Annotated in this window: 6 protein-coding genes; all 6 read right to left on the bottom strand. The window is 46.5% G+C overall.

Features of this window, described 5'->3' with window-relative positions; all coding sequences use genetic code 11:
• Positions 1 to 52 precede the first annotated feature (52 nt).
• Positions 53 to 2,056: a hypothetical protein gene (locus tag AB4Z08_RS22125; RefSeq protein ID WP_441575960.1), complete on the bottom strand. Its 2,004-nt coding sequence runs from the start codon at positions 2,054 to 2,056 to the stop codon at positions 53 to 55.
• A 96-nt stretch (positions 2,057 to 2,152) separates the two neighbouring features.
• Complete coding sequence (locus tag AB4Z08_RS22120; protein WP_441575959.1) at positions 2,153 to 3,412, bottom strand: DUF2264 domain-containing protein; 1,260 nt, start codon at positions 3,410 to 3,412, stop codon at positions 2,153 to 2,155.
• A gap of 99 nt (positions 3,413 to 3,511) precedes the next feature.
• Positions 3,512 to 5,191, bottom strand: coding sequence for a RagB/SusD family nutrient uptake outer membrane protein (locus AB4Z08_RS22115; RefSeq protein WP_441575958.1), 1,680 nt, complete (start codon positions 5,189 to 5,191; stop codon positions 3,512 to 3,514).
• 21 nt (positions 5,192 to 5,212) lie between these two features.
• Positions 5,213 to 8,071 carry a SusC/RagA family TonB-linked outer membrane protein gene (locus AB4Z08_RS22110; RefSeq protein WP_441575957.1) on the bottom strand — a complete coding sequence of 953 codons (2,859 nt, stop codon included), beginning with the start codon at positions 8,069 to 8,071 and terminating at the stop codon, positions 5,213 to 5,215.
• 30 nt (positions 8,072 to 8,101) lie between these two features.
• Positions 8,102 to 9,763 (bottom strand): RagB/SusD family nutrient uptake outer membrane protein, encoded by a 1,662-nt coding sequence (locus tag AB4Z08_RS22105; RefSeq protein WP_441575956.1) that lies wholly within the window; start codon positions 9,761 to 9,763, stop codon positions 8,102 to 8,104.
• A 10-nt stretch (positions 9,764 to 9,773) separates the two neighbouring features.
• Positions 9,774 to 12,986 carry a SusC/RagA family TonB-linked outer membrane protein gene (locus AB4Z08_RS22100; protein WP_441575955.1) on the bottom strand — a complete coding sequence of 1,071 codons (3,213 nt, stop codon included), beginning with the start codon at positions 12,984 to 12,986 and terminating at the stop codon, positions 9,774 to 9,776.
• Positions 12,987 to 13,055 lie beyond the last annotated feature (69 nt).

Raw genomic sequence — 13,055 nt, 5'->3', positions numbered from 1 at the left:
CAATGCTGATATGGTTATATTTATATTACCTATTGATGCATCTTACATTTAATTATTCCTGCACGCTGAAAACCCAGGCATTAGCTGAATAAGGTTTTACGCTCATATTAAAACGCGGCTTCGCCCCTTTTACCAAATTGTATTCGGTCTTTATCTTGTTCTTATCCGTTGGGCTATTAAAATCAGTCAGCTTTTCAGCATAAACGGAAAAGTGATGTTGTTCTTTGGCGAATTTGGTATGCAATGCCGCCATATCAAACTGTTTGCTTTTTTCACTTCCGGAAAAATTTAAAACTATCAATGTGAAATGTTTCTTTTCTGCATCCCATGCGGCTTGCAAAACAATATCAGCATCACTGTATTTATTGTCAATAGCCAGCGGATAAGCAATAGGTAGCTGATTTAAAAATTCCATAGCCCTGCCGGCAGAAGATAAATAAACACCTTCCTTAGTGGTATTAATCAGATTTTCTCCCCAGGTGTCATTATAATTTGTAAATTCTGCAAAAGAGAATATGCCGCCAAAGTTTTGATATTGGATCATTTGATCTATCACGCTCATTCCGTAAGACCATCGCACAGACATATTTTGCCGCGACCCGCCCTTTTTGTTTTCCACTTTATTTAGTCCATCAACACCGCCGGAATTTCTTTCCAATGGTGCACGAAATTCAGAATGACATAATTTAATATCCCGGTGATGCTTCAGATTGTATGCATTTAGGATGGCAATATCAGCAGCCATTTCGCGCATTTTTCCACCGCGATTATTAATAAAGTCGATGTATGGCCCCGCTATTTCAAGCATTTCGGTCAGTTTGGGATTAAACACAAAATAATCTCCCATAATAATTTTAATATCCGGATCAACTGCTTTCATGGCCTTCGAATACTCAACACATTTATTGGCATAAGTTATAGCGTCTAAAGTACGATACATCTCATTTTCCATTTCCCAGTATTTTACATTTAAAGGCTCCGGGTGTCCGTATTTTTCCCTTAAAGCATTATGAGGTGCATTGCAAAAGGTAAGCCAGTCAACGGCATTCTCAACTGTTTTAAACATCACCGGGACACAAAATTGCGGCGCTGATTTTATCTCGCGGCATAATTCAACAAATTCAATAGTCCCCATGTCATTCATCACAATACTTGACCAGGGGGAGTTGAATTCCACCGGTCGGTAAAGGGGATCGCCAATCCCATCGCGCCAATTATAGAAGGAAGCGTAACAGCCACCAGGGAAACGGATTACAGGAGCTGGTACCGTCGTTTTCATTGTTTCAACAACATCCTTACGCCACCCCTTAATGTTATCATCAGGCATCAGCGAAAGCAGATCAATACCAATTTTTTTATTGGACGGAACCTTTATTGCAAAGGTGGCACGTCCTTCAAAATCAGCAGACGGCAGGTCAAGTTCATATTTATTAAATTGTACGGTATTTACTATCAGTGTTTTCTCTGAAATCGGTTTCGAAAAATCATTTTCTGCATATAGCCCTATTGTAATTTCAATTGTTTTTTTGCTGAGCCTGTCGCCGCTAAATCCTGTACCATCATTAAAATATCCTGAAAAATGATAACCTACATTCTTCCGGTGAAACACCCCGTTCTGCGCAAGATAAACGGGTGAAGTTCCAGATTTGTTTGTTAAAAATAAATTGGTCTTTGAATGGCATGCGGGCCAGTAGCTTCGGTTTTTAACCAGGTTCGACATGGTATCCCCTGCAGCTCTCTGTAAGTACCAGGTCTGCGATTCATATCCTGAGTGCCACCAGTCTTCCATTTCCGGTTTGGGTCGTGTAAATTCCACCCAATCACAGGTAACAGGATGATCCTCTTCAAAACTCCTGTTATAAAGTAATTCAGCCCTTGCGTTTTCACTTCTGCCAAATCCAAGTTCAATGAAATTACTATACAAAAGAGGGCTTACCGGCGTTTTTACTATTATACTATCCCTGATTATATAGGATGCAGAATTTTGAGCCAGCAGCGTAACAGTGGCCGATAGAAGCGAATAAGTGATTAAAAATACTTTTCTTTTGAGATGCATTTTATTTGTGTAATTTATTATTGATCCTTTGAGATGAATATAAAATCAGGTACGGCACTACCAGGAAAATCAGTTTTCCCGTTACTTTTTAATGCCTTAATAGGTGACATGATAGTCTTTTTTGAAAGGCTGATTACTCCAGGCTTTTTTGGAAGTCCAGTCAGTAGCAGGGTCTTGCCAGAACTTATTATCTGCCGGGAGCCCAAGTGCCAGAAATCCAAGGGTAGCCATATACAGACTGCCGGTAGAAGTATAATCATCGGCAATCATCGGCTGATGGCCGCAGAAACCCAACACCAGCCAGCCATTGGTATCAAAGTTGTTACACTGGTCGTACATTCGGTGCATAACAGCACTCAGCGCGCAACGCACCTGTGCGGGTGCAATATGTGCAGGCAACTTCTCCATCAGACTTACCATGCCCAATGCCTGGAAAGCGGCGGTGCGGTACGTAATGGACCTGCCAATAGGCGGATAGGTACCATCCGGGCCTATAATCCTTTCGGAGAACTCAGCATAACGCACCATCCGCTTAACCACTGTCTCGTACTCTTCCTGCTTTATTCTCTTCTTTTCTGCCAGCACTTTAAAAAAGTCAACCAGCATCGGGTGTATAACATAAGCATTGTAATAGTCAATACTCAAAGATGGACCATCACTATACCAGCCATCGCCCTGGTACCATTCCTGTATTTTCCTCCTCGCAAACTCAATACGCACCGGGTCCGGCTGCTCCCCGATTGTCCATAAAAACACTTCGTTGATGCCGGCAAACAACAGCCAGTTATTGTAAGCGCCGGTCCTGGTACGCAATGCTTTGAACTCTTCTGCGATCCTTCTCCTCGTAAGCGTATCCAACGGCTCCCACAACGCTTTTGGCGCCCTTAAAAAAGCCTGCGCCATATATGCGGCATCTACAATAGGCTGGGCTTCTGTCCGGAAGTTCAGGTAGTCCGGGCTGGAAGGATCTACTGCGTTGGCAATACCTTTTAACAGGGCGGTTCTTAATTCGTGGCGCTGCTTCCCTTCTATGGTACTGTCGTCAGGCAATGCCAGCCAGGGCGCCACCCCGGCCATGGTACGGCCTACTGCCTCCAGGTGAGTGACTTTCTCGTAACCTTCAGGCCGGGCGCCTGGTGGCACTTCTACCGGCATGTTCTTTTTTAGTGTCCCGTTGGCCAGGTTCAAAATCACCGGTGACGCCATCTTATACAACAGGTTACTCCAGTATGCCCTGTCTGTCGCACCCGTGATGACGGTAGTCCCTGTTTTCTTTTTCTGCGCGGGCAACATCCTGGCAGGCAAACATAACACCAAAGCCAGTCCTGCAATTCTACATCTTCTTAATACCTTCATAGTAATATCAATTATTGAGCTTATGCTTTCCAATTCTGCAACACCGTACACTTTCAGGCGCCATCTGAGATACGGCTCACGTCTTCACCATCTTAACATTCACCAGCCCGGGTTCTGTCCTTCCCGGCCGATGGCATTATTGACATTGATCTCGTATTGAGGAATAGGGTACCGGTACATTTTCGGTTGAAATACCCGGTTCTCTACAGTAAAAAAAGTATAGGTCACCGGTGTACCCAACTGCACCTGCACACCCCTCAAAGGACTGCCCAGTGTGGCCTCCGCAATTTTCCACCTTCTGACATCCCACCAGCGGTGTCCTTCAAATGCCAGCTCCACACGCCTTTCGTTGCGGATACGTTCTCTCATCTGGTCTTTGGATAACCCTGCAGGTATATCGGGCATGCCTACACGTTTACGGATCATATTTACAGTGCTGTATACTTTGTCATCAGGACCCAGTAACTCATTTCTCGCTTCTGCATAGGAGAGCAACATTTCCGGCAACCTGAAAAATATCCAGAAGTGGCGGGCGGTATTGCCCGTATTGAGGTCCAGCGCCGGGTCCAGGAACTTCTTAAGATAATAACCGGTAACCGTACCATTTGTTTTATCGGGACCATCTTTGCCACCGACATTCATTTCCAGCGCCCGCCCCTTATATGTTACGCCATGACGCAGTATGGTAGCATCCAGTCGTGGATCACGGTCATTGTAAGGCTTTGCAGGATCGTATCCGGAGCCGGCATCTGTAATAGGCTTGCCGGTGGTCTTCATTTCATAGGCATCTACCAGGTTTTGAGAGGGCGATACGCCACCGTTGCCTTTATCAAAACCTACCGGATAGTTTTTAAACTCCAGCTGGTTGGAACTGGTTTCTACTCCTACCCATATCATTTCTTTATTACTATAGGCATTACCTCTGAAATTGGCCTCGTAGTTGGCCATATCTCCACGGATGTCCGTTAATGCGAAAGGTGCTGTACCATCTACAAAAGGCGTAGCCGCCTCCATCGCCTGTTGCCATTTTGAGGCTTCATTGTCGGGATTATTCAACGCACTGGCGGCATACAAAAGCACCCGTGCCTTCAATGCCTGTGCAGCCCACTTGGTGGCGCGGCCAAAATAATTCTGTACCTGGCTGGCGGTATAGTCTGCCGGCAGCCTGTTAAACGCACTGTCACAATCTGTCAGGATAAAATTAACACAGTCGGTGTAGGATGACCGGGCCACATTGGCGGCATCGCCAATATGATAACTTTTACGAAGTAACGGCACGCCGCCATAACGTTTGATCAGCTCTGCATAAAACCAGGCACGCAGAAAATACGCCTCCCCTTTCAGCCGCTGTTTCTGTTCTTCTGCCGTGATGCTATTGATAATAATATTTGCGCCATGATCTGTAACCGGCACACCCTCTATCTTTTCGAAGAACTTGTTGCACTTGCCGATACCTCCATAGTACTTTGTCCACACATCATCAGGATTTTGGTCCGGTGTCCACGCGCCGGTACCAAACCGTTGGATATCTGCCGACAGGCTCACATGTTTGGCATCATCCGAAGCACACTCAATGAAAGTGCTGCTGGTAGTAGTATTAAAACCGAAAGGCATTACTCCACTCCCATAAATATCTGTTACGAACTCCGTTGTGTAGGTGATTTCTTTGAAGATCAGGTCTTCAGAAACAACAATGTCCGGCGGCGCTTCCAGGATGTTCTTTCTGCAGGAATTACCCAGTAACGCGATGCCAGCCAAAATAATCCATGTATGTTTCATTTCACGATTGTCTTAAAGTGATTAAAAAGTAAATTGCACGCCAGTATTCACCATTTTCATTCTTGGGTAGTTCCCAATACCAGCCGCACTCATTTCAGGGTCCATCCATTTCACCGGCAGACGGCTCCATGTGAACAGGTTGGAGGCATTCGCAAATACCCGCATCTTCTTTACAATCAACCGTCCCTGGTATCGCAGCGGGGTCGTAAAACCGATCTCCACATTCTTCAGTTTGATATAATCTCCTTTGGCAAACCAGAAATCCGCACTCCGATAATTCAACGCATTGCTTACTACAGACAAACGCGGATAACCCGCTGCCTCGGCTGTTTCCGGCGTCCAACGGTCAAGCACATACGTAGAAGGACGACTACCGTTCTGAAAACCAGTGGTGGTCACATTACGCAGGTCTATGATATTACCGCCACTACCCTGAAAAAGCAGGGTCATGTCAAAGGCGCCGTAATGAAAACCTGCCCGGATTCCATAATAGAGTTTCGGTAAACTTGTACCCAGGTATACTTCATCATAAGTATCTATCAGGTGATCACCGTTCTGATCTTTATATTTCATATCGCCGGCTTTTACCACTCCAAACGTTGGCTGCGGAATAGACTTCTGCGCGGGTGCACTGCCCATTTCACTGTTTATAGTGGCGGCTTCTTTTGTAGAATAAAACCCTTCCTGCTGCAAACCAAATATAGCCCCGGTCATCCGGCCCGTTCGTTTCTGGTAATCATAGGCGCGGTATACTTCGTTATTATAAATCAGCTTGTTTTCATTGTAAGATCCCAGGAAGGCCACCTGGAAACCCCACCTGTTTTTCTCCAGCTTATATCCCAGTTCCCAGTCAATTCCTTTGTTTTCGATAATACCCGCATTCACCGGGGCCAGCGTAATACCTATGGTAGCAGACAAATTTGGGTCAGTGAGGATGTTTGTTCTCTTTTCTTTGAATGCATCTACCGATACATTAAAATGTTCCCGCAGGAAATACAGGTCTACCCCGGCATTGACTGTCTGCAGTTTCTCCCAGGTCACACCGGGATTGGCCAGCCGACTCTGTCTTCTTCCGGTAAGGGTGTTGGCGCCGGAACCGAACGTATAACTATTACCCGTTTCATAATAATCCTGGTAGAGAAAACGGCGGGTACCGCTGCCGGTAATTTCCGCATTACCTGTATAGCCGTAGGATGCACGCAGTTTCAGAAAATCAATTACATGCTGTTGTTGCATGAAATTTTCTGCAGAAACGATCCATGCGGCAGAAAAGCTGGGGAAAAAGCCAAAGCGTTTTCCCGGTGGGAGATTTTCTGAACCACTATATGACCCGTTAAATTCTGCCACATACTTTTTATTGAAGATATATGTCAGGCGGGAAGCGATGCCCTGCGATGCATAGGGATAATCAAATCCGCCTGCATTTTCATAGCTCTGGTTATAGTTGATGAAACCATTCACGGTATGTTTACCAAATGTTCTTTCGTAGGTAAGGTTGGTATAAAAAGTTGTTTGTCTGTCCTGATCATTGGACCTGCCACGGGCGTTGAGCAACCCATCCACACCAAAGGCGCTGAAGCTGCTGTCTGGTTGTTGTGCGTATACGGCAAAGGTTTTAGAACGTCCTCCGTTGACAAAAAAATAGTTATCAAATGCAAAGGCAGCACTGATGGAAAGTCCTGGTGTAATCATGTCCAGCTCTTGTTTCAAACGGGCGGTCCCGAGGAAAGTTCTTCTGAACTCGGTATTATAACCGGTAGCAGTAAGCAGGCCATAAGGATTGTCGAGGAACTGTGTATTACCGCCAATCTTACCATCCGGGTACAACATAGGAAACTCCTGTCCCGGGTAAGTAGAGATATTATTAAAGATTATTGGCACAGGCGTGCCGGGATAGTTGCGGTCTTCCGCTCTTCCGGAAAGGTCCAGGGAGGCGGTCAGTCTTTTTGTAACCTGCAGATCCAGGTTAGTGCGAAAGTTATATCTTTTGAAGTCGGTGTTATTACGGAAATTAAAATCTTTCCGGTTCACGTCTCCATAGTTAAAAATACCACCCTGGTGCAGATACCCCAGCAGCGCGAAGTACCGAAAGTTGGCATTGCCACCGCTGAGAGAAAGGTTGTACCGCGACTGGGTCGTACTCTTCTTTACCAGTTCATCATACCAGTTTACGTCCGGGTACACGAGTGGGTTGCGTCGGGGATCATCGTAGGCGGCGATCTGCGCAGGGCTGTATTTGGCAGGCAGGCCATCATTGGCGGCTGCTTCATTATACAGTTGCATATATTGCCGGGCTCCAAGCATCTCAGGTGCTGCGCCACGGTATTGTATTCCCTGCTGTGCGGTAAAAGTGATCTCGTTAGTATTGGCTACACCCCGGCGGGTGGTAGCCATCACAGAGCGCCCGGAGCCCCTGATGCCGAAAGTACCGTTGGCTGCATTGTCTTTCAGTATCGTCACACTTTCCAGCTCAAGCGGATCTATCGAGGCCAGGTTTCTTTCTATACCGTCTACATAAATCTTAGGTGATAGTGCATTATAAGAAGTAAAACCTCTGATATTCAGCGTGGCGTTATCGGAGCCGGGCTCACTGCTGTTTTGGCGGGATATCAATCCTGCCAGCAAACCTCCCAATGCATTGGAGGAATTAGTCTCAGGATTTTTAGCCAAAAGATATCCGCTTGCCGTGGAAACGGCTGCGGTAGTGAATAGTTTGTCCTGTGATAACCATGGTAAGGTCGAAACACCTTGCCATGGCCTGGTCTTGATTTTGGTTTGGATATTGTTGTCTTTTATTTTAGTACTGTCCGGCTGTTGTGCCGCAGCATGTAGCACCAGGGTACAGCCTATCAGCGTCATTGCTTTTTTCAGTAAATACATATCTCTAATGCGTTTTAACAGGTCAGAATATTAGTACCAGCCGGGGTTTTGTTTGAGTTTGGGAGATTTAAATATTTCTGCTTCCGGCAATGGGAAGAGATAAAAGCGTTTCTGAAAAGTCCTGTTTTCAAAAACGTTGCGCTCATATCTAAATGCCGTACCTGTTTTAGTGATCTTAAATCCTTCGAACTTGCCGCTTTCTTTTGTCTCTGCCATCATCCAGCGCCTCACATCAAAGATGTTGTGTTCTTCAAATGCCAGTTCCAGCATCCGTTCTTTTTTCACACGGGCAGCAAAATCGGCCTTGCTGAGTCCCGATGGCAAAGGCGGCATGTTCACGCCGGCACGGGCACGGATATCATTAATATAGCCGTAAGACGCTGCACTGGGACCATTTTCATATTCGTTCTGTGCTTCTGCATAGTTGAGATAAATTTCTGCCAGCCGGTAAAATATCCAGCGGGCATTATTTTGGGAAGGGCCGTTGATGCCCATATATTTTTTCTGCAGCATAAAGGTGATGGTGCGGTCACCGTTATAATCTTTCCCTCCTATAAATACTTCAAAAGGGGTACCGTTCCAGGGGGCTCCGTTGGTGAGGATTGTTTGCTTCAGGCGCGGATCACGGCCTGTATAAGGGTCCTGTGGATCATATCCTGAAGTCGCATCTGTGATTTCCTTTCCGTTGGCCATGTCGTACATATCCACCAGGTTGAGTGTAGGATTAGACAGGTTCGTACTGAGGCCGGACGGATGGGAGAAGATCACTTCCCTGTTGGCGGCATTCCCTTTTACATTGATGAACAGGTCGCCATAACTATTGGCAGCTGCACCATTATACAAGGCATATTTCAATGCATTGGTCTGGTTTGAATCCAGGAAAGCTTTGGCTGCCTCCATTGCCAGTTTCCAGCGATTTACATCATAGTTAGGATATCTTACCAATGAATCGGGACAGCTGGCATCAGACAAATAAGACACGTTTGTATTAAACAATGGGCTGGCCACATACAGCAGTAATCTGGATTTCATAGCCATGCAAACCGATTTGGTGGCGCGCCCGAAATCATTGTTGGCGTTGGGCCATATCCAGGGCAAACGGTCGGCCGCATAATCCAGGTCGTTGACAATAAACTGAACGGTCGCCGCAAAACTATTGCGCTCCAGGTTATCGCGGAAAACGGGATCTATATCTGTTGAGCTGAAGATGCTGACGGAATCTATCAGGGGCACGCCGCCGTAACGCTTTAACAGCTCAAAGTAGGCGAAGGCGCGCAGGAAGCGGTTCTCTCCTTTAAAATAGGCTACGCTCTGCGGATTAAAGGTCATGTAGCGTTCATTGCGGATGAACAGGTTCGCTTTACGTATCATGGTATAATAGGTACCATAGGCATTGTCTATATTGTTAACACCCGGATTGTAACCACCCATATTATACACCTGGAAGGGCGACCATTGGATACCCTGCTCCGACTCAAAACAACCATCCGCCAGCTGTCCATTGTTTTTATTGGTAGCGTTGCCAGGAAGACCTGAATAAGTATTAGCGAGGAACTGCCTTGTTTTTATCTCATCACTGAATACGGTGGAATCGGTGACATTTACATTATTGGGAGGCGCCGCCAGGAAATCCCTGGTGCATCCTGCCATTAACACGCCGATGGTGATGAATAGAAATATCTTGTTTTTCATAATGATCAGTTTAGAAGGTAACAGAGAAGCCGGTATTGTACACAATGCCCTGGGGATAATACCAGCCGCGGCTTTGCCTGTTCTCGGGATCGAGATAGGTGATGCCCCTGCACCAGGTAAAGAGGTTCTGACCGTTTAAGTACCACCGCCCACTGGTGAGATGTAAACGTTTGATCAATCTGTTGGGCAGGTTATAACCTATCTCCACATTTTTCAACCGGAGGTAACTGGCATTCCTTAACCAAAAATCAGAGTTCTGATAGTTGTTGTCATTGCCTGTCGGATCGCTGGAGAGCCTTGGATAGGTGGCGGTGGCAGCTGTTTGCGGCGTCCATCTGCCAAGGTGATAATCCAACACTTTGCCTACATTAAAAAACTCCCAGGCAGCTTCCTGTCCAACGAGCATCGATGTGTTACCTGCTCCCTGAAACAATATACTGGCATCGAATTGACCAATGCTGAAACCGGCGCTGAAACCATACATAATTTCCGGGTATACCGGTTTACCAATTGGCACCTGGTCATAGGTATTGATGACGCCGTCGCCATTGATGTCTTTATATTTAAAATCACCTGGCTGCAAACGGCCGCTGAAATTGGCGATCACGGTACGTTTGTCTATTTCTTCCTGGCTGTTGAAAAAACCATCGGTAAGATATCCCCAGTTTTGTCCTACGCTTCTCCCGGTGGCTGCCATCCATTCGTAGCGTGGTACCGGTTCATCCCGGAACAATATTTTATTTCTCGCGAATGAAAAATTACCTTTTGCCCATACTGTGGCTTTCCCTATTTTATGAGTGGTGTTCAGTTCTATTTCAAAACCCCTGTTTTCCACTACCCCGAGGTTCATCACCGGCAACGTGACACCAGTAACCACCGGCGTAGTAGCTGGCTGGGTGAGGATATCTTTACGCTTCTTATAAAACACATCCGCCACAAGTCCCAGCTTTTTTCCGAACAGATTCATTTCAAGTCCGCCATTGTAGCTGGTTTCTCTTTCCCACGTAGCATTCACGGTAGGCAGTGCCCCTTCTACGAGGCCACTGATGGATGTACCTTGTGAAAGGCCAAAGGAATAACCGGTACCGGAACCATAGGGGTTGTTCATAAACAGGAAGCGGCGGCCATCGATAGCGTCATTGCCCACCTGGCCTGCGGAAGCCCGCAGCTTAAGGTAAGAAATCACCGGGCTTCCCTTCAGGAAGGCTTCTTCAGAAACCACCCATCCGGCGGAAATGGAAGGGAAAAATCCAAAACGTTGTCCTTTCTGGAAGTTTTCAGAACCGTTGTATCCGGCGTTTATTTCCGCCAGATATTTATCATTGTAGGAATAGGTAACGCGGCCGACAAAGCCCATCCTCGAAAAAGGCCAGTCGAGTGTGCTGACGTTGCTGGTTTTACGACTCTGGTTATACAACAACAAGGCGGTTACATCATGTTTCTCTTTTTTGCCCTGCCAGAAAAGCGAGCCTTCCAGGTAGTAGTTACGGTTGCTTGCATTGGTATAGGAATTTGCAGTAGTGATCAGTGGATTATAAGCACCGGTGCGCTGCGTATAGATGTAGCTGCCATCGCTGTTTACACCGTCAACACTGTACCGCCGGTACGCAGAGGGAAGATCACCATTGTTACCACGGTAAGTGTCGTTAAACTGTGTATAATACCCGTTAAAAGACATGTTGACTTTCGCCACTAATCCTTTCAGGAAGAAATCCAGTTTTTGTTCTGCGATGAGGCTCATCTCCACTGTATTATTATATTCCCGGGACACGCCTCTTTCCTGCAGGTCTGCCAGTATGTTCCGCTGTATCCTCGCTGGCCGGTTGCTGGCGCCATAGGTACCATCAGGATTCAACAAGGGCATTTCAGTTGGTGGCGTACGCATGATGCCACTGAAGATATCTCCCGCACTACCACTACCACCGCTGAAGGCATAAGGGCTGTTTTTAATACTGCCCAGCGCTGCCATATTAACGGACAACGTTGTAGTGGGAGTCGCATTAATATCGACATTGGAGCGAAAATTAAAGCGCTGAAAGCGGGAGCTGGCGTCAAAAAAATCACCTTTAGTATGTTTGTATAGTCCTTCCTGATCCATATAACTGCCGGACACAAAATAACGGGCTACCTCCCCTCCACCGCTGATGTTCACATTCACATTGCTTTGCGGGGTATAATCCCTGATAAATTCCTTTACGTAGTCCACGTCAGGATATAGGTATGGGTCCGTTTTATTTTTAAACCCATCGAGTTGTTGCGGAGAAAAAGGGACTACTGCGTTAGGATTGTCGTTGAGCACCGCTTCATTTCTCAGCACTGCATAGTCGTAAGCGCCCAGGAATTTAGGCAACCTCGTAGCCTTTTGCAGACCATAATTGGCCGACAGGGATATACTGGCCTTGCCTGACTTTCCCCGTCGGGTAGTGACCAGGATAACACCATTGGCGCCTCTCACCCCAAAAACGGCTGTGGCAGACGCATCTTTCAGAATAGAAACAGATTCCACTTCGTTAAAGTCAATCTGGCTGAAAGGTCTTTCCACGCCATCAACCAACACCAACGGACCCGCACTGGTGGTACTGAGTGTTGTAATACCTCTTATCAACAGGGTGGCATCGTCACGTCCCGGCTCTCCCCCACGTTGCTGTGATACCAGCCCCGGCAACCGCCCGGCCAGGGCGTTACTCATATTGGCTACCGGGCTTTGTTTCAACTCTTTGGCCGTAACAGTAGACAAGGCCCCCACGTTGGTAGCCTTTTTCTTCTGACCATAACCAATCACAATCACCTCTCCGATTTCTGCATTGACCGGCGTCAGAGATACCGACACCCGGCCGGCTGACCAGATCATTTCTTTGGTACCGTAGCCAATAGATGTAAAAACCAACCTGCTGCCAGATGGTGCTTTGAGGGAAAAGAAACCATTTGCATCAGTAGCTACCCCCTGACCTTTTCCTTTTATAGAAATGGAAGCCCCCGGAATAGGTGCCTGAGTACCTGCATCCTTCACTTCTCCATGTATAATAACTTCCTGTTGGGCCATCACCACAATGGATGAAAGAGCCATGGCCCATAATAATAAAAATGACTTTTTCAGATAATCGGCAAGTCCCAGCCGCCACCAAACAGCCACGTGTAAATTTTGGTTGTATCGTTTTATCATATTGTGGATTCCTTTCCTGTAAATATTGGTCAACAGCTCAGGGCCCAGGAGGAAAATCATAAAAGATTAGGGGGAATTTTATAAACGATGTCATAACTCATTATTTATCAATAAGAAAAATTCTCCCGA

The sequence above is a fragment of the Chitinophaga sp. RAB17 genome, assembly GCF_052114225.1.
Classification (GTDB): domain Bacteria; phylum Bacteroidota; class Bacteroidia; order Chitinophagales; family Chitinophagaceae; genus Chitinophaga.
Note: the sequence above shows the minus strand (reverse complement) of the source record. Positions and strands in the feature narration are given on the sequence as shown.